This is a genomic window from Brachybacterium alimentarium (genome assembly GCF_002332425.1).
GTDB classification, from domain to species: Bacteria; Actinomycetota; Actinomycetes; order Actinomycetales; family Dermabacteraceae; genus Brachybacterium; species Brachybacterium alimentarium.
Genome location: NZ_NRGS01000012.1, coordinates 1 through 23523, shown reverse-complemented (window position 1 = coordinate 23523; position 23523 = coordinate 1). Strand labels below are relative to the sequence as shown.

18 protein-coding genes and 2 tRNA genes are annotated in these 23523 nt (G+C 70.5%); 6 read left to right on the top strand and 14 right to left on the bottom strand.

Annotated features, from left to right (window positions below):
- The first annotated feature begins 21 nt into the window (after window positions 1-21).
- On the top strand, window positions 22-864 hold the full coding sequence (locus CIK71_RS08940; RefSeq protein WP_096164968.1) for a maleylpyruvate isomerase N-terminal domain-containing protein: 843 nt from the start codon (window positions 22-24) through the stop codon (window positions 862-864).
- A 42-nt stretch (window positions 865-906) separates the two neighbouring features.
- On the opposite strand, the gene CIK71_RS08935 is transcribed toward CIK71_RS08940, so the two are convergent.
- The 5 genes from CIK71_RS08935 to CIK71_RS08915 all read right to left on the bottom strand — a co-directional run bounded on the left by CIK71_RS08935 (window position 907) and on the right by CIK71_RS08915 (window position 5508).
- Window positions 907-1590, bottom strand: coding sequence for a Pr6Pr family membrane protein (locus tag CIK71_RS08935; protein ID WP_176485596.1), 684 nt, complete (start codon window positions 1588-1590; stop codon window positions 907-909).
- Entirely contained in the window at window positions 1587-2372 is a 786-nt protein-coding gene (locus CIK71_RS08930) for an NAD-dependent epimerase/dehydratase family protein (RefSeq protein ID WP_096164965.1), read from the bottom strand. The genes CIK71_RS08935 and CIK71_RS08930 overlap by 4 nt, the downstream gene beginning before the upstream one ends.
- Before the next feature lie 91 nt (window positions 2373-2463).
- A complete protein-coding gene (locus CIK71_RS08925; protein WP_096164962.1) occupies window positions 2464-3282 on the bottom strand; it encodes a GTP pyrophosphokinase in 819 nt (272 codons plus the stop codon).
- A gap of 104 nt (window positions 3283-3386) precedes the next feature.
- Window positions 3387-4250 (bottom strand): methylenetetrahydrofolate reductase, encoded by an 864-nt coding sequence (locus CIK71_RS08920; RefSeq protein WP_096164959.1) that lies wholly within the window; start codon window positions 4248-4250, stop codon window positions 3387-3389.
- 1 nt (window position 4251) lies between these two features.
- Complete coding sequence (locus CIK71_RS08915) at window positions 4252-5508, bottom strand: glycine cleavage T C-terminal barrel domain-containing protein (RefSeq protein WP_096164957.1); 1257 nt, start codon at window positions 5506-5508, stop codon at window positions 4252-4254.
- A gap of 114 nt (window positions 5509-5622) precedes the next feature.
- Here CIK71_RS08915 and CIK71_RS08910 point away from each other — a divergent pair, with 114 nt between their 5' ends.
- Window positions 5623-6396 (top strand): IclR family transcriptional regulator, encoded by a 774-nt coding sequence (locus CIK71_RS08910; RefSeq protein WP_096164954.1) that lies wholly within the window; start codon window positions 5623-5625, stop codon window positions 6394-6396.
- Between the two features lie 154 nt (window positions 6397-6550).
- Here CIK71_RS08910 and CIK71_RS08905 read toward each other — a convergent pair whose 3' ends face one another.
- Window positions 6551-9070 (bottom strand): GcvT family protein, encoded by a 2520-nt coding sequence (locus tag CIK71_RS08905; protein WP_096164949.1) that lies wholly within the window; start codon window positions 9068-9070, stop codon window positions 6551-6553.
- 192 nt (window positions 9071-9262) lie between these two features.
- Here CIK71_RS08905 and CIK71_RS08900 point away from each other — a divergent pair, with 192 nt between their 5' ends.
- A complete protein-coding gene (locus CIK71_RS08900; protein ID WP_096164946.1) occupies window positions 9263-10051 on the top strand; it encodes an endonuclease/exonuclease/phosphatase family protein in 789 nt (262 codons plus the stop codon).
- A gap of 231 nt (window positions 10052-10282) precedes the next feature.
- Window positions 10283-10840, top strand: coding sequence for an OsmC family protein (locus CIK71_RS08895; protein WP_096164943.1), 558 nt, complete (start codon window positions 10283-10285; stop codon window positions 10838-10840).
- A gap of 216 nt (window positions 10841-11056) precedes the next feature.
- On the opposite strand, the gene CIK71_RS08890 is transcribed toward CIK71_RS08895, so the two are convergent.
- Both CIK71_RS08890 and CIK71_RS08885 read right to left on the bottom strand, forming a co-directional pair.
- Window positions 11057-11132 (bottom strand) — tRNA-His (locus tag CIK71_RS08890).
- A gap of 169 nt (window positions 11133-11301) precedes the next feature.
- Complete coding sequence (locus CIK71_RS08885; RefSeq protein ID WP_096164941.1) at window positions 11302-12285, bottom strand: diaminopimelate dehydrogenase; 984 nt, start codon at window positions 12283-12285, stop codon at window positions 11302-11304.
- 299 nt (window positions 12286-12584) lie between these two features.
- Here CIK71_RS08885 and CIK71_RS08880 point away from each other — a divergent pair, with 299 nt between their 5' ends.
- On the top strand, window positions 12585-12932 hold the full coding sequence (locus CIK71_RS08880; protein ID WP_096164938.1) for a thiamine-binding protein: 348 nt from the start codon (window positions 12585-12587) through the stop codon (window positions 12930-12932).
- A 56-nt stretch (window positions 12933-12988) separates the two neighbouring features.
- Here the strand turns inward: CIK71_RS08880 and CIK71_RS08875 are convergent, their stop codons facing one another.
- Together CIK71_RS08875 and orn are read right to left on the bottom strand one after the other, a co-directional pair.
- Entirely contained in the window at window positions 12989-14281 is a 1293-nt protein-coding gene (locus tag CIK71_RS08875; protein ID WP_096164934.1) for an MFS transporter, read from the bottom strand.
- A 144-nt stretch (window positions 14282-14425) separates the two neighbouring features.
- Window positions 14426-16330, bottom strand: a complete 1905-nt coding sequence (orn, locus tag CIK71_RS08870) for an oligoribonuclease (RefSeq protein ID WP_096164932.1) — start codon at window positions 16328-16330, stop codon at window positions 14426-14428.
- Between the two features lie 132 nt (window positions 16331-16462).
- Between orn and CIK71_RS08865 the strand changes: the two genes are divergently transcribed.
- Window positions 16463-16990 (top strand): acyl-CoA thioesterase, encoded by a 528-nt coding sequence (locus CIK71_RS08865; RefSeq protein WP_096164929.1) that lies wholly within the window; start codon window positions 16463-16465, stop codon window positions 16988-16990.
- Window positions 16991-17100: 110 nt separating this feature from the next.
- Here CIK71_RS08865 and CIK71_RS08860 read toward each other — a convergent pair whose 3' ends face one another.
- From CIK71_RS08860 to CIK71_RS08845, 4 genes are all read right to left on the bottom strand, one after another.
- Window positions 17101-17373 (bottom strand): hypothetical protein, encoded by a 273-nt coding sequence (locus CIK71_RS08860; RefSeq protein ID WP_096164927.1) that lies wholly within the window; start codon window positions 17371-17373, stop codon window positions 17101-17103.
- A gap of 37 nt (window positions 17374-17410) precedes the next feature.
- Window positions 17411-17483: transfer RNA gene (locus CIK71_RS08855), tRNA-Arg, on the bottom strand.
- A 45-nt stretch (window positions 17484-17528) separates the two neighbouring features.
- Complete coding sequence (locus tag CIK71_RS08850; protein WP_096164924.1) at window positions 17529-18464, bottom strand: DNA-formamidopyrimidine glycosylase family protein; 936 nt, start codon at window positions 18462-18464, stop codon at window positions 17529-17531.
- Window positions 18464-23317, bottom strand: coding sequence for an ATP-dependent helicase (locus CIK71_RS08845; RefSeq protein WP_096164921.1), 4854 nt, complete (start codon window positions 23315-23317; stop codon window positions 18464-18466). Before CIK71_RS08845 ends, CIK71_RS08850 begins: the two co-directional genes overlap by 1 nt.
- Window positions 23318-23523: the final 206 nt, after the last annotated feature.

Genomic DNA, 23523 nt, shown 5'->3' with positions numbered 1-23523 from the left:
CCGGGATGCTTTGATGCCTCCATGGTCATTCATGCCGCTGACATCATCCGTGAGGAATCGGAGCGTCTCGCCGCCGCGCTCGCCGTTGCCGACCCCGAGCGGAAGGTCCCCACCTGCCCGGACTGGGTCGCTGCTGCTCTGCTCCGGCACCTCACGGAGGTCCAGGACTTCTGGGCGAGCGTCCTGGCGAAGCGGGCCACCACCGAGGCCGACGTGGCACGGATCGAAGGATCCGCCACCGCAGCTGCCGACGACCCTGCCGCGGCGCCGGAGCTGCGCCGTGCGGCCACGGACGCGCTCCTCGCGCAGCTCGACTCGCGCGGTGATGACGAGCCCGCGTGGTTCTGGTTCTCGCCGGAGCAGACCGTCGGCGTCATCCGGCGCATGCAGCTCCATGAGGCGACGATCCACCGCGTCGACGCCGAGCTGACCGCCGGGCTCACTCTCACCCCGATCGACAGCGAGGTCGCCCACGCAGGCGTCGATCACGTGCTGCAGGTGATGTGGCCGGCCGCGTTCGAGTGGATCCCCGAATGGGCGACGGTGCGACCTATCGCGCTCGCCGAGATCCGTCTCGACGGCGCAGAGCGCGGGCAGCTGCTCATCTCCCGCTGGTCCGGCACCCGGCCGCGCGACGGTCAGCAGCTCGGTGCCACCGTCGCTCGCCCGCTGACGGACCTCGACGAGGTCGGAGAGCTGCCACGGGCGGTCGTCTCGGGACCTCCCGCCGCTGTGGACCTCTGGGCCTGGGGGAGAGCGGCCGCGCTGGGCGGCCTGGACGGCGAGGACCAGAAGGTGGAGATCATCGGGGACCGTGCCGCGATCTCGGAGCTGGATGCACTGCTCGCCGCAGGAATCGCGTGAGCGGTGGCCCCGGGGTGACCTGAGGACGAGCCCGGGACGAGCTCAGGGTGAGCCGGCCGCTGAGAGCGAGACGTCGTCGGCGTTCGTCGTCCGTCGGAGGCCGCCCACCAGATGCAGGAGCGTCGCGACGGCGAGGAAGGCCACCAGAACGAGGACGGTGGTGGCCAGCACCTGCGGCCAGGACGACGCCGTCGGGTCGAGGAACTCGTAGGGGTACCAGCCGGTGATCGCGCCCCTGAGCCAGGTGACGAGCAGATACGCGATCGGGTAGACCTGCCACCACAGGATCCGGCGGGGCGAGGAACGGTCGGAGCGAGGGGAGAGCACCCAGTCCGCGACGGCGGCCACCGGTGCGATGCGATGCAGCACGATCCCGGTCCAGCCGATGTCCCACCGCAGCAGCTCATCGAGCGGGGCCACCAGCAGCGCATAGATGATCCCGGTCATCGCCAGGTAGAAGGTGACTGCACCGCGGAGGTCGTCCCACCCGGCAGCCCGGTGTCCGCTCCAGGCGACGCCGAGCACCACCACGATCGCGAAGGCGAGGTTCGACTGGTTGGTGAAGTAGGAGACGAACTGCGAGAGCTCTCCGCCCCGGACGGCATCGATCCCGCTCCAGACCAGGGCGGCGACGATCAGGAGAGCGAGCAGCATCCGCAGAACGATCGCGCCGCGGCGAGCTCTGGTCGGCGGGCTCGCGAGAGTGCTGGAGGACGGTCGGGTCATGAACCGCGCGGCCAGTCATCGGGCACGTCCGCCCCTCCCTCGACGACGGTCTCCGCGGCGCCGGTGAGGTCCGTCCACGAATCGCGCGGGCGGTACCCGAGCTCGAGCGTGGTGTTGGTGGTGGACCAGCGACGGTTGGGATTGTCGGAGATGGCGTAGTACAGGCCGAATCGCACATCGGCCTCGATCGCGCAGCGGACCACCTGGGTGCAGTCGCCAGGGCTCAGCCACATCGCCCGCAGGATGTCCTCGTCGGCCTCGAGCGGATCGTCGCTGACCCAGCCGATGCGAAGGGCGATCACGTCCAGCCCGTACTCGTCGAAGTAGAAGCGACCGAGCGTCTCGCCGAGGATCTTCGAGACCCCGTAGAGGGAGTCGGCCCGCTGGAGCTGATCGGGGTAGACGGGCCACTGCTCGTAGCGGTCGTACATGCCCATCGCATGGTTCGAGGAGGCGAGCACGACGCGGCGCACCCCGCTCACCCGAGCGGCTTCGAGCACGTTGCGCTGGCCGATGATGTTGGCCTCCAGCACCTGCTCCCAGGTCGATTCGGGCGAGGAGGCGCCGGCCATGTGGACCACCGTGTCCACACCGTCCATCAGGGCCAGGACCTCGTCGTAGGAGGCGAGATCCGCGATCTTCAGCTCCTGGCCCGCGGGCGCGTTCTTCGCGTTCCTGCCGTGCAGAACGAGGTCGTACTCCTCCGCCAGGGAACGGGCCAGTCGGGATCCGACGCCTCCGGTCGCTCCGGTGATCAGCACACGCTTCGTCGAGTTGCTCATGGTGCCATTATGCGGCGGCGCCGGCGCAGCGGGTGGGGAACATGTCGATTCGCCGACGGGGCGGCGTCGCTCCTCCGGTTCTCCAGGGGCGTCAGGCTCCTCGCGCCTCTGCGGCGGAGTCCGGTGACGGGGCCGTCGTCGGCGGCGAGGCGGGGCTCGCGGTCGGTTCCGGCGCCGAGTGCTCGGGCATCGGGCGGATCTCCGCGCGCATCCGCTCCATGCGCTCGTCGAGGTCTGCGGCCACCCGCGCGGCATCGTCCAGCTCCGCACGCAGCGAGGCCGGAAGGTTCTTCTCGTACTTGTAGCTGAGCTTGTGCTCGGTGCTGGCCCAGAAGTCCATGGCGATGGTGCGCAGCTGCAACTCGACCGGCACGTACTCGGTGTGCTGGGAGAGGAACACCGGCACCTGGACGATCACGTGCAGGGAGCGATACCCGTTGGGCTTCGGTGCGGCGATGTAGTCCTTGACGGTGAGGACCTCGAGATCGGGCTGGCGGCTGAGCATGTCCGCGATCCAGTACACGTCCGAGACGAAGCTGCAGGTGATCCGCACCCCGGCGATGTCGTGGATCCGAGCTCTGATCGCCGGGATCGTCATCTCGCCTCCGGTGCGCACGGCCTTCTCGATGAGCGACTCGGTGGACTTCAGCCTCGAGCGCACGTGCTCGATCGGGCTGTAGTCGTGGATCTGCTCGAACTCCTGGCGCAGGATGTTCACCTTGGTCTGCACTTCGTCGATGCCGAACTGATAGTGCATCCTCAGCTGTGTGAACTCCTCGTAGACCTGCCGCATCTGACGCGCCAGCATCTCCTGGTCCACGCCCTGCCGCGTGAGCTGATCCTGCTGCGCTGCGACCAGCGCGCGCACTCGTGAACGGGTGTCGCCGTCGGCCGGTGCCTCATGCTCCATGGGAGAAATGCCCTTCTGGGGACGATCTGAACCCCTCGACCATGCCAGAACGAACTGGGGGCATGGTGGAGGCGCGGTGATGATGCATCGTCCCTACCGGATGATCAGCCGGCGCTGGGACGGTGCGGCGCCTCCGTCGGCCACCAGTCCTGGACCGTCGCCAGCGCGTTGAAGGTGTAGACGTGGGGCCCGGCCAGACCGAGCTCCGGATCGCCGTAGGCAGGGGCGAGCTGGTCGAGCAGCTCATCCGGCTGCCAGGTGCGCGGGCCCATCATCCGCCGCACTCCCGTGCTCGAGGAGGTGAGCAGCCGCAGCGACCTCCCCACGCCGATGCGCGCCCCGAGGCGCGCCAGCCGGACGGCACCGACCGGGGCGGCGATCCCGGGACGCACGGGGAGGACGATGCCCTGGGCACGGATCCTGCGCACCCAGTCGAGCAGAGCTGTGGCATCGAAGCACATCTGGGTGACCATGTACGACGCATGCTCGGCCTTCGTGCGCAGCAGCCGGTCGGCGCTCTCGTCGTCCAGGAAGGGGTGGCCCTCGGGGTGTGCGCCGATCCCGATCGTGAGGGCAGGATCTGCAGGGAGAACGCGCAGCAGGTCCAGCGCGTCGGAGAAGGATCCGGCCGGCTGTGGCGCGTCCCCGCCGATCACGAAGACCTCCCGCACCCCGGCCGATCCGAGGCGCTCCACGATTCGGTCGGCGGTGCGCTCGTCGGGCACCATGCGCGCCGCCAGATGAGGGATCACCGTGAAGCCGCGGCCTGCGAGCTCGCCGGCGGTCGTGACCGTCGCGGACAGGCCCTGGGCCGGCGAGGCGGTCACCGTCACCCGGGCCCCGGCGGGAAGGTGAGCGCCGGCCAGATCCGAGATGCCCGGCAGTGGGAGCACCTCGAACTGCGGGTCGCGGGACCACGGTCGAGGTGCGTTCTCACCTCCGGCCGACGGCGCACGCTCGGCAGGCATCTCAGTGGCTCGGCGTCGAGGCGGCGGCCCCGTCGCTTGCGTCTCCGAATGCCCTGGGATCGCTCTTGGGCTGCTCCTTCGTCGGATCGATGAAGGGCTTCGGTACGACGACGGCCTTCACGAGCTCCTGGCCCGAGGGGAGCAGGGCGCCCGGGCGCTCGCCGATGTCGACGGTGAAGGTCGTGCCGAGCTCGGCGAGCTCCGCAGGGACCAGCGCGAGCCCGATGTTCTGCTCGAGCCGCGGGGACCAGCAGGCCGAGGTGACCTTGCCGACGACGTCGCCGTCATGGTGGACGGGGAACGCGTCGATCATCGAGCCGTCGTTGTAGCTGCCCAGCGGGGCACCGCCGATCTCGAGGCCGACGAGCTTCCGGCGCGGCCCCTCGGCCTTGATCCGTCGCAGGGCCTGCTTGCCCACGAAGTCGGCCTCCTGGTCGAGATCCACCATCCAGTCGTAGCCCATGCCGACCTCGAAGGGGTTGGTGTCGACCGTGATGTCCGCGCCGTGGGCGAGCATGCCGCCCTCGATGCGACGGATGTGGCAGGGGCCGATCACCTGGAGCCCGTGAGGTGCTCCGGCTTCCCAGACGAGGTCCCACAGGCGTTCGGCGTCGCGGGAGGCGTGGTGGACGTAGATCTCGTAGCCGATCTCGCCGGTGTACCCGGTGCGGGAGACGGTGATGTCGATGCCGTCGATCGTGTAGTCGTGCAGGTAGTAGTAGCGGATGTCCGCCACCGAATCGCCCAGCAGGTCCCGCATCAGAGCGTAGGACTTCGGGCCCTGCACCTGGACGGGGCCGACGTCGGCCTCCTCGATCCGCACGTCCATCCCGGCATGACTCGCGACCCCGCGGGCCCACAGCAGGATGTCGCTGTCGGCGAGGGAGAGCCAGAAGCGGTTCTCCTCGAGGCGCAGCAGGACCGGGTCGTTGAGGATCCCGCCGTGCTGGTCGGTGAGGAAGACGTATTTGCACTGGCCGACCTTGCACGTCGAGAGGTCGCGAGTGACCAGCAGATTCGTGAAGTCGAAGGCGTCGGGGCCGGAGATCTCGATCTGGCGCTCGACGCCGACGTCCCACAGGGTGACGCCCTCCAGGAGCGCCCAGTACTCCGCGATGGGGTCGCCGTAGTGACGGGGGTGGTACGTGTGGTTGTAGACGCTGTACATCTGCACCCCGTGACGCCGTGAGGCGTAGAAGAACGGGGACTTGCGGATGCGGGGGTACAGCAGCATGTGGGGATTCGGGTTCACGGTCATCGTGGCCTCCAGGAATCGTGTCCGTGATCCACTGTGGCATGAACATGCGTTATACGCAATACTATGCGTAGTGCGCATAAGGTGAGATGATGTGGTGGCCGAGAGGAGCTGGAGATGGCAGGAGTGGGGGCGGTGCAGTCCGTCGACCGTGCGGCGCAGGTGCTCGAGATCCTCGCCCGTGATGGAGAATCCGGCGTGGGGCGGATCGCGGCGGAGCTGGGGGTCCATCAATCCACGGCGTCACGTCTGGTCGCCGCCCTGGAGCGCCATGAACTCCTCGAACGGCAGAGCGACGGCGGCCCGGTGCGGCTCGGCGTGGGCGTGCTGCGGCTGGCCGCAGCCACCCGATCCCGCCTCGATCTGACCGCGCAGGCCGGCCCGGTGTGCGACCGGCTCGCCGAGCAGCTCGGCGAGACCGTCAACCTGGCCGTCTACCGCTCCGGGGCGGCGGTGAACCTCTACCAGGCGCAGGGGACCCGGACGGTCGCTCTGCACAACTGGGTGGGGGACCGCACCGTTCTGCACGCGACCTCGAGCGGGAAGATGCTCATGGCGCATCTGCCCCCGGAGGAGCGGGAGAGCCTGCTGGCAGCGCCGCGCGAGACGTTCACGGACGCGACGGTGACGGCTGCCGCGGTCCTGCGGCGAGAGCTCGACGACGCGCGCGAGCGCGGATGGGCGAGCGCGATCGAGGAGTTCGAGGAGGGGCTGAACGCGGTCGCGGCACCGGTTCGCGGCCCGGAGGGAACAGTGGTCGCGGCGCTGTCCGTGGCCGGCCCTGCCTATCGGCTGGGCCGAGAGGACCTGCCGACGGCCGCCGGCGCGTTGATCCGAGCCGGCGAGGAGATCTCGCGTCGGTTCGGGCACCGCGCGGACATCACCGGCTGACCCTCTTTCCCCACCGGTTGACCCACTGCGCTGTACAGCCTGTCACCACGTCGAGCGGTCGAGTCGTCGCACCGTCGGCTCGTCGGCTCGTCGGCTCGTCGGCTCGTTGACCTGTTGACCTGTTGACCCGTTGACCTGTTGACCCGTCGGCCCGTCAGCTCTTCATGCGGGTGTCCTGCGGATCGAAGGCCGGAGTGCGCCCGGTGGCCAGCACGGTCGCGGGGAGTCGCTGTCCGAGGTACTCCACCAGCACGCCGGTGCCCAGCACTGCCAGGTCGCGGGGCAGGTACGCCATGAGCAGATAGCGCCCCACCGAGGGCGCCGGGCCGGCGGAGGTGACGACGGAGCGCCGCCCCTTGGCATCGATGAGCGCTGCGCCCACGGGGGAGAGGACCGGCTCGCCGCCGGTCGGGAAGCGCGCGGCGCGGCCCTCGGCGGGCGGATCGAGCGCGAGCGTGCACAGCAGAGCGGCGGGCTCCGCCCTGCGCGCGGCGAGGTAGGCCTGCTTGCCCACGAAGCCGTGCTTCTTGACCTTCGGCAGGGCGAGGTCCGCCTCGACGGGGTCGTACTCGGCAGTGAGCTCGGCGCCCATCAGCCGATAGCTCTTCTCGAGCCGGCCCGTCGTGCCGTAGACGCCGATCCCGGCGGTGACCGGGCCGAGATCCTGGCCGCTTCCCCACAGCACGTCCCAGACCCGCGGCCCGCACTCGGCAGGCATATGGATCTCCCAGCCGAGCTCGCCCACGTAGGAGATCCGCAGCAGCGAGGCGGGGACCGAGCCCAGCAGCACGTCCTGGGCGGACCCGAAGCCGAAGGCTGCGTCCGAGAGGTCGTGCTCCGTGATGCGCGAGACCAGGTCGCGGGCTCTCGGCCCCCAGACCCCGAGGGTCGAGACGGCGGAGGTGGAGTCGACCAGCTGCACCGACCCGTCGGCAGGCAGGTGGGCGCGGAGCCAGAACAGGTCCCGTGCGCCCTCGGCTCCGCCGGTGATCACCCGGAAGTCGTCGGGACCGCGCCGCACGATGGTCAGATCCGAGCGGAACGTTCCGGCGGGGGTCAGCAGCGGGGTGTAGACCACGCGGCCGACGCCCACGTCGATACGGGCAACGGCCAGCTGCTCGAGGTAGCGCAGGGCTCCTGGCCCACGCACGTCGAAGATCGCGAATGCGCCGAGATCGACCAGGGCGACGCGCTCGCGCATGGCCAGGTGCTCGGCCTCGATGATCGGCGACCACCAGCGGCGATCCCATTCGGCCGAGCGTTCGGGGATGCGGTCGCCGTACTCCTCGAGCAGTCCGGCATTGGACTCGTACCATTGCGGGCGCTCCCAGCCGGCGGCCTCGAAGTACTGCGCCCCGAGGGCTTCGGTGCGGGGATGGAACGGACTGGTGCGCAGCGGGCGGTCGGAGAGCCATTGCTCGCGCGGATGGCTGATCCCGTAGACCTTCGGGAATCCCTCGGCCGCACGGGCCCGCACATGGGAGGCGCTGCGCTGGGCAGGATGGAAGCGCGCGATGTCCGAGCCGTGGGGATCGATCTCGCTGGTCCCGTCCGTGATCAGCTCGGCCAGCATCCGGCCCACTCCCGCAGCTTCCTTGATCCACACTGCAGCTGCGGACCACAGCCCGGCGACCTCCGGCGTCTCGCCCACCAGTGCTCCGCCGTCCGGAGTCATGGAGAGCAGTCCGTTCAGCGCGGTCCTGCGGGGCGGGGTCGGATTGGTCAGGAGCTCGGGGAACATCTGCTCCGCCTGCTGCATCTGGAGCGTGAAGTCGTCCTCCGTGAAGGGGAAGCTGGTCGGGGTGGCCTGTCCGGGGTGGTCTCCGACCGGCGGGATCTCCTCCGGGCGGTGCAGCAGGGGACGGTGGGCATAGGAGCCGATCTCGAGGTCGGAACCCCGTTGGCGCTCATACATCAGGCAGTCCATGTCGCGCAGCAGCGGGAAGCTGATCCACTCGCCGGACTGCTCGAGCTGCGGGATCGGGCCCACGTCGACCATCTGGTGCACCGCGGGCGTCAGCGGGATCGCAGCGCCTGCGAGGGCGGCCACCCGGGGGCTCCACACGCCGCAGGCGACCACCACGATCTCCGCCTCGATCGTCCCGTGATCGGTGACCACGCGGGAGACACGGCCACCTTCGACCTCGATGTCGAGCACCTCGGTCTCCGGGCACGTGGTGAGCGCACCGAGCCGTTCCGCGCGCTCGCGCATCAGCTCTCCCGCCCGGATCGGATCGACGATCGCCCCCGTGGGCGTGTGGAAGCCTCCGATCAGCAGACTCGCGTCGCAGTACGGGACGAGCTCCTGGATCTCGGCGGGGGAGATCAGATGGGCCTCGACGCCCCAGGCGCGGGCGGAGCTCATGCGTCGCGTGAGCTCCTGCATCCGTTCAGGGCTGCGTGCGACCTCGATGCCGCCGCAGGTGAGGAGCACGTCGAGTGCGGAGTACTGGCGCAGCGAGTCCACCGTGAGGTCGGTGATCTCCTTCGAATGATCGACCGGGAACACGAAGTTCGAGGCGTGACCGGTCGAGCCCCCGGGATCCGGCAGGGGACCTTTGTCGATCTGCACGATGCTGCGCCATCCGAGCTCGGCCAGGTGGCTGACGGCGGAATTGCCTACCACCCCCGCTCCGATGACGACGATGTCTGCGCGGTCCGGCTGCTGTGCCATGGCGTCCTCCCGAACTGACCGTGGGCCCCCTCACACTAGCCTCGCGTGCGGGGTTTGACCATGGTCGGTCGCGCACGCTCTGCTGGCGTCCGACGACATGCTTCTCGGCTTGGCTCGGCCCGGCTCGGCTGGGCGGCACGGGGCTGGCGCGGGCCCTGGGCAGGGACCGGTCGCCGACGTACGGTGGCATGCATGAGCACGCCGCATCGCTTCGTCGCCATGACCTACAACGTCTGGGAGAGCGCGCGGTGGCCGGAGCGGGCTGACGCCCTGCGCGCCGTTCTGGAGCTGACCGGGCCCGATGTGCTGTGCATCCAGGAGCTGCGACCCGCGAGTCGTGAGGTCATCGACGCCGCCCTGCCCACCCATGACCGAGTGGAGGATGAACTGCCGGGATGGGCCTGCGAGGGGACCATCTATTGGCGGCGTGCGCTGTTCGACCTGGTCGAGCACGGCGCGGAGCATCTGGGGCAGCTCAGCCCGGAGCGGCGCCTGTTCTGGGTGCGGCTGAGACATCGGCCGACGGGATCGACGGTGCTGGTGTCGACCGCGCACTTCACCTGGCAGGGGAATCCGCGTGAGCGGGAGGAGGGCGTGTCCCCGCGAGTGGCGGAAGCGCGCCGTACCGTCGAAGCGCTCGAGCGCCTCGCCCCGGCACCCGACGCCGACGCCGACGACGACGGAGAGCGCGAGGAGCGCGAGCCGGTCCTGTTCATGGGCGACCTGAACGACACCGTGAACGCGATCCGCATCCTGCGGGCAGGAGGGTTCGTCGACAGCTTCACGGCCAGCGGCTCCCCACTGGTTCCGACCCACCCGGCGCGTCCGACCGCCGACGGTACGCCGCAGGTGCTGGACTGGCAGTTCCATCGCGGACCGATCCGCGCGATGACCAGCCACGTCGGAGAGTACTTCCGCGGTGACCTGGCGCCGTCGGACCACAAGCCGGTCGTCGTCACCTACGCCATCGGCGGGGAGTAGCAGCGGCGCCCGCCCGGGCATGCACGTCGGCATCGGCTCGCGGGTGTGAGCGTCTGCGACGTGGCGGCTGCACCGAGCCGCCGTCTCTGCACCGACGCAACGACGCCTGGCGCCTCTGCACCGACGCAACGACGTCTGGCGCCGCCGTACCTATGCCACGACGTGACGCTCGATGACGGAAGATGTCGCTGAGTCTTGGTGCCCACGGCGGGCGCTTCTATCGTCGCCGTCATGACTAGCACAGCACGCATCCAGTCCGCCGTCCCCGAGATCACCGCCGATGATCGCGCCGCTCGCCTCACGAATGCGGGAAGCGCGTGGGCCGGGCGCATCGAGGCCGATCGTTCGAACGCCCACCTGAACTATGCGGTCGAAGGCACCGGCGCCGGATCAGTGGCTACGACCGTGCGCGCCGGCAAGCACTCCTTCATCGTCGACGAGCCTGCGGCGCTGGCCGGCGACGACACCGGGACCAGCCCGGTCGAGTACGCTCTCAGCGCGTTGGCTGGCTGCCAGGTCGTCGTCTACCGGCTCTACGCGCAGCAGCTCGCCATCCCCTTCGATGACATCGTCATCAGGGCCGAGGCGGATCTGGACGCGGCGCGACTGTTCGGCGCCGACGAGTCCGTGCGCGCCGGGTTCTCCGCGGTGCGGCTCGACATCGAGCTCTCGGGACCGGAGTCGAACGAGCGCTACGACGAGCTGCGAGAGGCCGTCGATGCGCATTGCCCCGTGCTCGACATCTTCCAGAATCCGACCCCGGTCACGACCACCGTCACTCGTGCCTGATCAGTGACATCCAGGTCTGGCACTGTCGGCGGGGCCGAGAGCTCGCCGGTCAGCTGTGGGCCGAGCTCGTTGGTCGTCGTCATCCGAGCGGGCCATCACGAGCGCATGCAACCGGTCCGCACCCGGAGCTGGCGGCCCCGGCCCCACGGGCCGCGAACCACGAAAAAACCTGAGTCGCGTCACCGTTCGTGAACGATGACGCGACTCAGGTCGAACTGGGGTGATCGACGGGATTTGAACCCGCGACCGCCTGGACCACAACCAGGAGCTCTACCAACTGAGCTACGACCACCATGTGCGGATCGAAACCCGCAACGAGAGATAAGCATACCGTCTCTCAGCAGCGTTCTCCTCCTCGAACAGCCCTCCGGGAGTGTGAGACGCATTGCATCGGCTGCCCGGGCCCCGGCCGCCCGAGGATCGGGTGCCGGGCCGGCAGCGAACCGGTGCGCGTCCCCGGCTCAGAGCAGCTCGGCGCGCAGCTGCTCGGGGGACTTCGGGGAGAGCAGGCCCGGTGCCACGTCGAAGGGAGTCCTCGCCCCGTGCTCCCCGGCGGCGGCCAGTCGGCCCGCGGCGCGGGCGTAGGCGACGAGCACGCTCGCGGTGAACTCGGGGTTCGAGTCCTCCTGCAGGCGGTACTCGATCGTCTGGTTGGTGCCGGGGGAGGATTCGCCGGCGCGGATCACGAAACCGCCGTGGGGCATGCCCTGGTGGTCGCGGGCGAGCTCCTCGGCGCTGAGGAAGGTCACCGTCGTGTCGTAGGGCTCGAAGTAGTGCGGCATTGTCACGATCTCCTCGCGCACGGCGTCGGCGTCGGCCCCGTCCTCGAGCACCACGAAGCATTCACGGGTGTGCTTCTCACGGGTGCTCAGGGCGGGCTGCTCGCCTGCGCGGACTCGGGCGATCGCGTCCTGGGAGGGGATCGTGTACTGGACGGCGGCGGCGACCCCGTCGAGGCGGCGCAGCGCGTCGGAGTGCCCCTGCGACAGGCCGCGGCCCCAGAAGGTGTAGGTGCAGCCCGTCGCGAGGATGGCCTCCCCGTACACGCGGTTGATGGAGAACAGGCCGGGGTCCCATCCGGTGGAGATGAGCGCCGTGGTGCCCGCCACGCGGGCGGCGGCGTCGACCCGTGCGAAGTGCTCGGGGATACGGGCGTGCGTGTCGAAGCTGTCCACGACGGTGAAGCGCTCGGCGAGCAGCGGGGTCTGTTCGGGGAGGTCGGTCTTCGAGCCGCCGCAGAGCAGGAGCACATCGACCTCGTCCTGCATCGATTCGAGCGCGTCGATCGACCGCACAGGAGTCTGCTCGTGCACGGTGCTCACCGTGGCCGGGTCACGGCGCGTGAACACGCCCACCAGCTCCATGTCCTCCTGGAGGGAGACGGCGATCTCGACACCTCGTCCCAGGTTCCCGTAGCCGACGATGCCGATCCGGAGTGCAGTCATGGTCCTCGTTCTTCTCGATGCGGAGCGCGGCCCAGACCAGGGACGCCGTGCCCGATCCTACTGGAGGACGGCACGTGAGCCGTGAGCGGCGGACGCGCCGTCGGCTCGCATCCCGCAGCTCGTATCCCGTTTCCGGTGCCCGGTGCCCGGTGCCCGGTGCCTGGTGCCTGGTGCCTGGTGCCTGGTGCCTGGCGTTCCGTGCCCGGCGCCTCGTGCCCGGTGCCTCAGGCCCCGGGCCGCGACGGCGTCCGCGTCCTCCGCGCGTTGCACGGTCCATGGCGCAGGGGGAGACTGGGGGAATGATCGTCGCCTTCTCCGTCCAGCCCACCGGTGAGCCCTCCGACCCGGCTCTTGCCCGCCATCTCGGGGAGGGGGCCGACGGCGCGAGCGTGCACGACGCGGTCGCCGCTGCGGTGCGCGTCGTACGGGACTCGGGCCTGCCCACCCGCACCAGCTCGATGTTCACCGAGATCGAGGGGGAGTGGGACGACGTGATGGACGTGGTCCGCCGCGCGACGGAGGAAGCCGGGCGCTACGGATCCCGGGTCTCCCTCGTGCTGAAGGCCGACATCCGCCCTGGCCACGAGGGAGAGCTCGACGGGAAGATCCACCGCATGGAGCAGGCGCTGGGCGAGCTCGACGGCTGAAGCCCGACCGGCTCCTGTGCGCAGGGACGGGGGCGGGGACAGGGCGTGCGACCGCGTCAGGCCACCGGCGCCATCGCGTCGTACTCGCGGAATCGCGGAACGCGGCGCAGCAGCAGCGTGATCAGCACGATCACCACGATCCCGCCCAGCAGCGGCGGGAACCACAGCGCGGTGATGGAGGCGAGGGTGCCCGCGTAGAGCGCGCCGAGCCGTGGACCGCCTGCGACCACCACGATGAAGACGCCCTGGAGCCGGCCGCGCATCGCATCGGGCACTGCGGCCTGCATCATCGTGTTGCGATAGATCGAGGAGATGTTGTCCGCCCCGCCGGAGACGGCGAGCGCCACGCAGGCCGCCGCGATCAGCACCAGGTGAGGGTTCTCCTCGTCGGCCCCTGGGAAGCACACTGCTACCAGCAGCACCGCGCCGAAGAGCGCGATCGCCGCGCCGTACACCTGGATCGCGCGGGCGATCCCGCGTCCGTGCCAGCGGTACCGCGCAGCCCGCCCGGAGAACAGGCTCGAGAGGAAGGTCCCGGCGGCGACCGCGGCCGTCAGTGCACCGGTGGTGATCGCCCCACCGCCCAGCAGCACCGTGCCCAGCGCCGGGAACAGCGTCAGCGGCTGTCCCAAGGTCATCGCGATGAGGTCCATGAGGTACTGGGTGCGGATGTTCGCCGAACGGCGCAGGTACCGCCAGCCGTCCACGAGGGAGGCGAGCCCAGGGCGCACGATCTCGCCCTCGGGACGCAGGGGCGGCAGGCTCCACAGGCCCAGGAACATCGCCAGCATGAGCACGACGTCGATGCTGTAGGTGAGTCCGTAGCCGGTCAGTGCCACGAGGACGCCGGCGAGCGCCGGGCCCACCATGACCATCACGCCGATGGTGATGCCGTTGAGCGCGGAGGCTGCCGCCAGCAGCTCCGTGGGCAGCAGCCGCGGCACGATCGCGGTGCGAGTGGCCATGCCCACCGAGTTCGCGGCCGCGTTGAGCACGCTGAGCAGGTACAGCCAGCCGATCGTCTCCAGCCCGGCCCAGGTCAGGGAGGCCAGCAGCGCGGTGGAGACGAAGGTGATCATCGCGGCGGCGAGCGCGACGCGACGGCGGTCGAAGGCATCGGCGAGCATCCCGCCGTAGAGCCCGGCGATGATCATCGGGACCAGGCCCGCCACCGCCACCATCGAGACCGCGAAGGTGCTGCCGGTCAGCGTGAACACGTGCAGCATCACCGTGACGATCGTGAGCTGACCGCCGAGTCCCGCGAGGGTGGAGCCGATCCACAGCTTCGTGAACGCGCGGCTGGTGCGGAACGGCCTCAGGTCGAGGAACGCGGACGGGGAGCGGGGCACCCGAGGAGCATAGGCCGCTCGAGACCGGGATCGCGCTCGGCCCGCCGCGATCGCTCACGGCTACCCGCACGACGGAGCCCCGGCCCCGTCTCCGTAAGGAGGTCGGGCCGGGGCTCCGGGACGATGCGCCGTCGGCGCGGGCGCTCAGCTGTGCAGGTCGTGGTCCAGCAGGTCGTCGCGCAGCGCAGCAGCCAGGGTGGGCGTCACCGGCAGGCGCGGGATCAGCGTGGCCTGGAAGGCGTGGTAGACGTCTGGCTTGCCCGGCCAGGTCACGCCCTGGACCTGATTGTCGCCGTCGAGCTCGTGGAACCAGGAGCCGTTCTCGGGATCCAGCAGGTAGGTGGAGATGTACTCCCACCACTGCTCATAACGCTCGGCCCACACGCGATCGCCGGTCACCTGGTGCATCGCCGCAGCGGCGCCGACGGCCTCGGCCGCGACCCAGTGCATGCGCTCGCGGGCCACGGGCGTGCCGTCCCAGTCCACGGTGTACACGAAGCCGGGTGCCCCGTCGATCCCGAAGCTCGCCGCGGACTTCTCCATCAGCGCGGTGGCGGCCTCGAGCATCCACTCCGGGGCGTCGCCGTCGGCCGCGATCAATGCGGCCCGGGCGTGCAGGACCAGGCGGGCCCATTCGATCCAGTGCCCGATCGTGGCCCCGTAGGGACGGAACGGGTGATTGGGCTCGTCGCGGTTGTACTCCAGCAGCGGGTTCCAGTCCGTGTCGAAGTGCTCGGGCAGCGCCCAGTCGTTGGCGCGGGCGAACTCGTCGATCGCGCGGGTCATGATGCCCACCGCGCGATCCAGCCAGCGTCGCTGACCGGTGACATCGGCCGCGGCGAGCAGGGCTTCGACCGTGTGCATGTTCGCGTTGATCCCGCGGTACTCCTCGCAGTGCGAGAAGCTCCGGTCGAAGGTGTCCACGCTCATGCCGGCGGCCTCGTCGAAGAACTTCGCATCGAGCACCGCGAGGGCGTCCTCGAGCAGCTCCTCGGCGCCCGGTCGTCCGGCGGCCAGGGCGGAGGACGCCGCGAGCACCACGAAGGCGTGGGCGTAGGCCTGCTTGGAGTCGTCGACCGGTTCGCCGTCGGCGACGGCCGAGAACCAGCCGCCGTGCTCGGCGTCCTGGAAGACCCCGCGCAGGGAGGCGATGCCGTGATCGGCGAAGCGGCCGAAATCGGGGCGCCCCAGCAGGTGGCCGAGGGCGAAGCAGTGGGTCATGCGGCAGGTCAGCCACAGCTCCGAGGGGCGTGACAGATCTGCCTGGCCGTGCTCGTCCAGCCAGGCGAAGCCGCCGTCCTCCCGCACGGACTCCGACCCGAACACGAGCAGCTCATCACCCTCGCCCTCGAGCCAGGAGCGGTGCGAGGCACGATCGATCCACGGCACGTGCGGGGCGGGCGGAGCGTCGACGGGCTGCGGCGCGGCATCGGTGAGCTCGAACGCCCGGGAGGCGACCTGGGCCTGCGCCGTCGTGGGCCCGGGCTCGTCCACCAGCAGGACCTCGCGGTAGTACTTGAGCTCCTGGATGGACTCGCGGATGTCCGCAAGGGCGCGGTGGCCGCCGTGCTTGGCGGGGATGTTGTAGTAGACGCGGGGGAACCAGCGCTTGGCGAGCTCCTTGAGGCTGGAGACGTCGATGGTGCGGTAGGACAGCCACTGGGCGAACTCCGGCACGTCGCGGTCCAGGAACACACGGTCGGTGCCCACGCTGTTGCCGGCCAGCGGCGCCTTGCCGGGCTCGGGGCAGAACTGCTGCACGTAGGCGAGGCACTGGGCCTGCGCCTCTTCGAGCGTCATCCCGCCGTCGAGCTCGTCGAGCAGGCCGGAGACGGTGTGCATGTTCACCACGAAGGGGTCCATGCCGGTGAGTGATTCGGCCGGCGGCTTGATGACGACGTCGATGCCGTCACCGAGGATGTTCAGATCGGCGTCGGTCACGAGGACGGCGATCTCGACCAGCGCATCGCGCTGCTTGTCGAGGCCGGTCATCTCGCAGTCGACCCAGATGATGCGGTCGTTGATGGAGCGGGAGGAGCTGGAAGTCACCCGACAACAGTAGCGCGAGCGGGCACCTCGCACCGAAGCCGTCGGCGCCGACGGGGTGCGCACCTCGTGGTTACCATGTAGTCATCGCGAGGTCGCCGCCGACCGCGCCGTGAGCCGTCCGAGGAGTCCGACGTGAATCTGTACTTCCGCCTGCTGGTGTTCATGATCCGAGTGCGCTTCCGCAGCCGCCTGAGCATGTGGGACACCTCGACGGTCTCGTTCCGGGTGAACCCGGCCGATCTCGACGTGCAGCGGCACATGAACAACGGCCGGTATCTCACGCTCATGGACCTGGGCCGGATGGACCTGATGCTGCGCTCGGGTTTCTGGAAGAAGGTCACTGACCAGGGCTGGTACCCGGTCATCGCCGGGCAGTCCATCACCTACCGTCGCTCCCTGACGCTGTGGCAGAAGTTCGAGCTGTCCTCACGCGTGATCGGTCATGATGAGCGCTGGATCTACATGGAGCAGGTGTTCCGGGTAGGGGAGAAGGTCTACGCCGACGCTGTGATCCGCGCCCGTTTCCTGCGGCGCAGCGGAGGCTCGGTCGACATCGACGAGATCCTCGCCCTGGCCGGCCCTGTCCCGGAGGACGTGCAGGTGCCCGGGTGGGTCATCGACTGGAACGAGTCCGCCTCCCAGCACAGCCGGGAGCTCTGAGGCGCGAGGCCTCCTGCTGCACGTGAGCGGCGAGGTAGTGCGCGGAACTGCGGAACTGCGGAACTGTACGGAGCGTGCGCCGGGCGTCCCGTCCTGAGCACGTCGTGCGGTCAGCGGACCGCCCGCGGGGGAGCGGTCTGCTGCGACCGACGCCGACGGATCTCCTCGATCCCACTGATCGCCAGCAGCACCGCCACGACCCCCAGCAGGACCCACTGCTCGAGCAGACCGGCGACGATGCCCGTCACCACCAGCGCGAGCAGGTAAACGATGTTCAGCGCCCGCACGGAGACGCCCAGGAGCGTGGCCCCGAATCGTCCCCGCAGAAGACGCAGCACAAGGAGCAGAGCGATGCCGCCGAGAGTGAGGACCTTCAGCAGCATGTGGAGCTCCTGACGACGGCGGGGCGAGCGATGGCAGTGCCCCCAGCAGGACTCGAACCTGCAACCTACGGATTAGAAGGCCGTTGCTCTATCCATTGAGCTATGGAGGCGTGGGCCCGGGCCGGCGGTGGGCGCGGCCCCGGGCGCGGATGAGTCTACCGACCTGCCCAGCGACTGCGTGCATCGCGCGATGTCCGTGGACCGCGCGGCGGTGCGTTCCGGGACGGGGCGCCGGGGCCGGCCTGGCAGTGCGGGCAGAACCACAGCACTCGCGGTTCGGTGCCCTCCTGGCGGGGGTCGGCGATCTCGTCGCGCTCGATCCGGGTGCGGCAGCGACGGCACTGTCGGCCGCCGCGGCCGTAGACCCACAGATCACCGTCGCGCCCGAGCATTCCGCCGGTGGTCACGCGCACCGTGCGGTCCTGATTCAGCACCAGCAGGCGACGGGCGAGGTCCACGAGCTCACCGAGATCTCCCGCGGCAGCGGTCGGAGCGGCCGGGTGCACTCGGCGCAGGAAGCACAGCTCGCTGCGGTAGATGTTGCCGATGCCGGCGAGATTGCGCTGGTCCAGGAGGGCGAGGCCGATGGCCCGCTCCGGCTCCGCCGAGAGGTTCAGCACGGCTCGGGCGCGTTGCTCCTCGCCCCAGTCAGGATCCAGCAGGTCGGGGCCGAGATGGCCGACGAGCTCGTTCTCGTCGGCGGTGCGCACGATCCGCACCTGCTTTACGTCGTACGCGATCGCGAGGGATTCGTGGCCGTCCTCGTGGCGGGCTCTCAGCACGATGCGGATCGTCTCCGCAGGCCGCGGCGCGGCGCTGGTGTCGCTCGAGCGGAGGGCCTTCCCGTTCACCCGCCAGATCCCGTCCATCATGAGGTGGGTGTGCAGCGTGAGCGGGGCGAGCCTCGCGGCCGGCGGTGCCAGGCGCATCATGAGGTGCTTACCGCGGGGCCGCACCTCGATCACGGTCCACCCGACGAGGTCCGAGGTGGCGAGGCGGGGTACGCGCAGATCCGACTCGGTCAGGGTCGCTCCGGCGAGGGCCTCGTGCAGGATCCGGCACTGCCGGGCGACGGTGTCCCCCTCGGGCATCAGCGACCTCCTGCGCGCAGACGGATCGACTTCGGGGAGCGATAGCAGCCGGCCGCGACGAGCGCTTCGCTGATGGCCGCGACCGGTTCGCTGTCGATCGGATGACCGTTGACCCGTTCGATGCGCAGCTGGGGCAGGCGCGAGTCCTCGGCGATCGCCCGCACGAGCTGCTGGGAGATGAGCTCTGTCGCCGACGGATCCGTCCACCACAGCAGGTGCTTGGCGCCCTTGTCGACCACCGCGGCCACCTGGCCGTCCCTCAGCAGCACGAGGGCTCCGGCACGGCGTGCGGGCCGCACGGTCGTACCCTCGGGAGGCGTGATCTCCAACGAGGGCCAGGGGAGCGCGGCGCCGTAGGGGTTCGCGGGATCCGTGGCCGCGAGCGCCACGACGGAGGTGGACGACGAGGGACCTTCGGTGCCGCCCGAGTCCTCCGTGCTGTCCCCGGAGTCCGCCTCCCGTTCCCGGTCGCGCAGGAGGTCCACGGCCTCCACCGGGGCGAACTGCGAGGCACCGAGCCCCTCGACGAAGTAGCCCCGGCGGCAGCTGCCGTTCTCCTCGAGCACCGCGAGCACCCGGTACACGGCGGCGAAGCTCCCGGGGATGTCCTCGACGTCCATGGCGCCCCGGGTGACCACGCCGTGACGGTCCAGCAGCAGCGTCGCCACCGCCGCGGCGCGGGCGGCGGGGTCCACTCCCTCGACGCGGACAGCGCTCCAGCGCCCCGCGCCGACGGGCCCGGAGACGACCTCGGAGGCCGACGAGACCCCTTGGCGCATCATCGCCGCCGACAGTCGTGCCGCGCCCCGCCGACTCAGCGAGCGGGACCGCCCGGAGGACCGGGCGGACCGCTGGGTGGCCGGACCACGGCCGTAGCTGCGCAGGGCGTCGAAGGAATCGTTGGTGATCAGCCCCTGGAACGCGAGATCCCACAAGGCCTCGTGCAGGTCGGGTGGGTGCACCGCGCCGCCGTCATCCGCGAGTGCGGTGAGGATCTCGCCGTGCCGGAGTGCTCCGGGCATCGCGCGCAGCAGGGCGAGGATCCGGGAGGGCAGCGACCCCTCGGCCAGGGCCGCGGCGGACTCCTCGAGCATCTCGATGTCGAGCCCCAGAGGCAGGGCGTCGGCGAGGTGGAGCCGGATCCAGCCGTCGTCCGCTCCGAGCCGGCCGTGACCGGTCCAGACCAGCTCGCCGGCCGCGAACGCCGCATCCACGGTCGCCGAGGTCAGGTCCGGCAGCCGGACCGGCAGCACCTGGGACTCCCAGGCCGACAGCGGCAGCGAGACCCCGGCGAGCTGGTCGACCACGGACAGCAGTCCGTCGCGTCCCGTCCACGCCGCACGTTCCCGTCGGCCGTCTCGGCGACGTCCCACCAGATGCTGCCACTGCCCGAGGAAGCGGGCGTAGACCGGGCCGGGGACCGGGGCGATCTCGCGGCGGGAGGCGGCCAGGCTCGCGCGGCGGATGCGCCGCAGCACCTCCGCGTCGACCCACTCCTCGCCCTCGCGGCCCGGCGTGAACTCGCCCTGCTGAAGCACCCGTTCTGCGGTGAGCTGCTCGAGCGCGCCCCGGGCGACCCCGGGCGCGAGACCGAAGGCCTCGACCGGCGAGGAGGCGGGGAACGGCCCTCGTCCGCGCGCCCAACGGGAGAGCAGCTGGGCGACCGCCCGATCCACTTCGGCCAGATGCGCGTCCGGCACCCCGGGCGGGAGCGCGACCCCGAGCGCGTCGCGCAGCAGCCCGGCGTCCTCGATCGCGGCGACGTGCTCGCGGCCCGCGATGCGCACGGTCAGGATCCGCCGCGAGTCGTGGAGCCGGGCGAGCTCGGTGTTCAGCTCGACCCCCTCCGCCGTGCGCAGTGCGAGGTCCTCGGGGGTCAGTGGGCCCAGGCGCCGGAGCACATCCGCGATCTGCTCGGCGCCGCGCAGGGCCCGCTCGGCGGTGAGTCCTTGCAGACGGCTCTCGACCTCCGCGATCACCTCGGCATCCAGCAGCTCGCGCAGGCTCACCGCACCCAGCAGCTCGGCGAGCAGCGACTGGTCCAGCGCGAGCGCGGCGGTGCGCCGTTCGGCAAGCGGGGCGTCGGCGTCGTAGATGAACTGGGCGAGATAGCCGAACAGGAGCGAGCGGGCGAACGGGGAGGGGGAGGGGGTCTCGATCTCGCGCACCTGGACGCGGCGCCGACCGATCTGCGTCATGAGATCGATCAGTGCAGGCAGGTCGTAGACGTCCTGCAGGCACTCGCGCGCCGCCTCGAGCATGATCGGGAAATCCGGATAGGGACGCGCCACCTCCAGGAGGCTCGAGGAGCGCTGACGCTGCTGCCACAGGGGAGCACGCTGCTGCGGATCACGACGAGGCAGCAGCAGGGCGCGTGCCGAGCACTCGCGGAACCTCGCCGCGAACAGGGCGGAAGATCCGACGAGCCGCCGCACCTCCTCGTCGATCTCCTCGGGGGTGAAGACGAAGAGATCCGCGCCCGGCGGGTCCTCGCCGTGGGGGATCCGCAGCACGATGCCGTCATCGGCCGCCATGACCTGGCCATCCAGCCCGTAGCGCTCCTCCACCCGTGCGCCGACCGCGAGGGCCCAGGGCCCGGTGATCCGCTGGCCGTAGGCGCAGTGCAGCACCACCCGCCAATCGCCGAGCTCATCGAGGAACCGCTCTACGACCAGCTGCTCCGGACCCGGCACCGCCCCGGTGGCCTGCTGCTGCTCGGCGAGATGATCCAGCAGCACGGTGCGCGCGTTGGCCTCGAGCCCTAAGCCCATGAGACGGGAATCGGCCTCGCTGCGGTCCAGGGAGGCGAGCTCGCTCTGCGCCGTGGCGATCGCCCGGCCGAGGCTCGCCGGGCGACCGTCGCCGTCGCCGTGCCAGAAGGGGATGCGGCCGGTGAGCCCGAAGGCGGGGGAGACGGTGACCCGGGAAGCGGTGATCTCCTCGATCCGCCAGCTGCTGGTGCCCAGCGTGATCACGTCCCCGCGACGCGACTCGTAGACCATCTCCTCGTCGAGCTCCCCGACCCGTCGGGGCTGGGTGTCGTCGTCGCCCGTGACCAGGTGCACGGGATAGAGGCCGCGATCGGGGATCGTGCCGCCGCTGGTGACCGCGAGGCGCTGCGCGCCGGGCCGGGCCGAGAGCACGCCGGTGTCGTGGTCGTGGACCAGGCGCGGTCTCAGCTCGGAGAACGCGGTGGACGGATAGCGCCCGGCGAGCAGATCGATGGTCTGGTCGAAGGCCGAGCGCGGGAGAGCACGATAGGGGTGCGCGGTGCGGACCAGGTCGAACCAGTCCTCGACCTGCAGATCGTCCATCGCCGCGGCGGAGACGGTGTGCTGGGCGAGCACGTCGAGGGCGTTGCGGGGCACCGTGAGCGGTTCGATGCGTCCGGCGACCGCCTCCTGCACGGCGACCGCGGAGCGCAGCACGTCCGCCGCATGCAGCGGATGCAGGGACCCCGTGGAGACGGCTCCGACGTCGTGCCCCGAGCGGCCCACCCGCTGCAGCAGGCTCGAGACCGACATCGGTGCCGCGACCTGCAGCACGAGATCCACCGCGCCCATGTCGATCCCCAGCTCCAGGGAGGAGGTCGCGACCACGCAGCGCAGGGTCCCGGACTTCAGCTGGTCCTCGCTCTGGGCACGGACCTCCTTGGACATCGATCCGTGGTGGGCCCGGGCGATGTCCTCGACCCCGTCGCTCTCGTCCACCTCGCCGGAGCCCTCGGAGGCCACTGATCCCACGGAGGCCACGGAGGCCACTGATCCCACGGAGGCCCGGGAGCCCCCAGAGATCCCGGAGCCCTCGGCGTGCGGCGATCCGCTCGACGGTCCGTCCGCCGAGCGATCCGCGTCAGGGGCCCGGCGACGGGCGTGCAGCCGGTTCAGCTTCCCGGTCAGACGCTCGGCCTGGCTGCGGGAGTTCGTGAAGACGATCGTGGAGCGATGCGCGAGGACCTTCGCGAGCACGGCCCGTTCGACATGCGGCCAGATTGTGCCCGAGACGTCCTCGTCATCGATCGCATCGGGAGGCGGCTCGATGGCCTGCAGATCCGGCACCGGGAGCGACACCGTGATCTCCCATTCCTTGGTCGACTCGGGCTGGACCACGGTCACCTCCCGGGAGCGCCCCGACCCGGTGAGGAAGGCGGCGACCTCGTCCACGGGCTCGACGGTCGCGGAGAGACCGATCCTCTGCGCCGGCGTCTCGAGCATCGCGTCCAGACGCGCCAGGGACAGGGCCAGGTGCACACCGCGCTTGGTCCCTGCCACGGCGTGCACCTCGTCGAGGATCACCGTCTCCACGCCGCGGAGGATCTCCCGTGCCTGTGAGGTGAGCAGGAGGAACAGCGATTCCGGGGTGGTGATGAGGATGTCCGGCGGATGGGTGGCGAGCCGGCGCCGCTCGGCCGGCGGAGTGTCTCCGGTGCGCACGCCCACGCTGATCGGCGCACGGCTCAGCCCGAGCCGCTCGGCGGTGCGCGCCGTGCCGACCAGTGGGGAGGTCAGGTTGCGCTCGACATCGACCCCGAGGGCCTTGAGCGGCGAGATGTACAGGACGCTGACGGCCCCGCGATCGCTCCCGGCGGCCCGGCGCCCGTCCGAGCGCGCGGCCGACCGACCCGTCGGTCGATCTGCCGGGGGCTCCTTCGCCGCGAGCCGATCGATCGCCGTGAGGAAGGCGGCGAGGGTCTTGCCGGATCCCGTGGGGGCCACCACCAGGGTGTCGTCCCCGCGCTCGATGGCGTTCCAGGCTCCGGCCTGCGCAGGGGTGGGAGCGTCGAAGGATTCCGCGAACCACGTCGCGGTGGCGGGGGAGAAGGACGACGGGAGGTCCAGGCGGGGCGCGACCATCGCACCATTGTGGACCGCAGCTCCGACAGCGGGCCTCTCCGGCGCCGGATCGGCGCCGACGGGCAACCGGCCCTGCCAACTCCCGAGCCATCGTGGCAGGATGGAGGCACGGCGGGACACGCGACTGCTGGTCCCGCGCATCACACGACGAAGGGATGATCCTCATGGCGGAGTTCACGCTTCCTGATCTCGATTACGATTACGGC

Excerpts from the sequence above, each read along its gene's own strand:
- CIK71_RS08940 (WP_096164968.1), top strand. The coding sequence starts at position 22 with ATGGTCATTCATGCCGCTGACATCATCCGTGAGGAATCGGAGCGTCTC.
- CIK71_RS08935 (WP_176485596.1), bottom strand. The coding sequence starts at position 1,590 with ATGACCCGACCGTCCTCCAGCACTCTCGCGAGCCCGCCGACCAGAGCT.
- CIK71_RS08930 (WP_096164965.1), bottom strand. The coding sequence starts at position 2,372 with ATGAGCAACTCGACGAAGCGTGTGCTGATCACCGGAGCGACCGGAGGC.
- CIK71_RS08925 (WP_096164962.1), bottom strand. The coding sequence starts at position 3,282 with ATGGAGCATGAGGCACCGGCCGACGGCGACACCCGTTCACGAGTGCGC.
- CIK71_RS08920 (WP_096164959.1), bottom strand. The coding sequence starts at position 4,250 with ATGCCTGCCGAGCGTGCGCCGTCGGCCGGAGGTGAGAACGCACCTCGA.
- CIK71_RS08915 (WP_096164957.1), bottom strand. The coding sequence starts at position 5,508 with ATGACCGTGAACCCGAATCCCCACATGCTGCTGTACCCCCGCATCCGC.
- CIK71_RS08910 (WP_096164954.1), top strand. The coding sequence starts at position 5,623 with ATGGCAGGAGTGGGGGCGGTGCAGTCCGTCGACCGTGCGGCGCAGGTG.
- CIK71_RS08905 (WP_096164949.1), bottom strand. The coding sequence starts at position 9,070 with ATGGCACAGCAGCCGGACCGCGCAGACATCGTCGTCATCGGAGCGGGG.
- CIK71_RS08900 (WP_096164946.1), top strand. The coding sequence starts at position 9,263 with ATGAGCACGCCGCATCGCTTCGTCGCCATGACCTACAACGTCTGGGAG.
- CIK71_RS08895 (WP_096164943.1), top strand. The coding sequence starts at position 10,283 with ATGACTAGCACAGCACGCATCCAGTCCGCCGTCCCCGAGATCACCGCC.
- CIK71_RS08885 (WP_096164941.1), bottom strand. The coding sequence starts at position 12,285 with ATGACTGCACTCCGGATCGGCATCGTCGGCTACGGGAACCTGGGACGA.
- CIK71_RS08880 (WP_096164938.1), top strand. The coding sequence starts at position 12,585 with ATGATCGTCGCCTTCTCCGTCCAGCCCACCGGTGAGCCCTCCGACCCG.
- CIK71_RS08860 (WP_096164927.1), bottom strand. The coding sequence starts at position 17,373 with ATGCTGCTGAAGGTCCTCACTCTCGGCGGCATCGCTCTGCTCCTTGTG.
- CIK71_RS08850 (WP_096164924.1), bottom strand. The coding sequence starts at position 18,464 with ATGCCCGAGGGGGACACCGTCGCCCGGCAGTGCCGGATCCTGCACGAG.
- CIK71_RS08845 (WP_096164921.1), bottom strand. The coding sequence starts at position 23,317 with ATGGTCGCGCCCCGCCTGGACCTCCCGTCGTCCTTCTCCCCCGCCACC.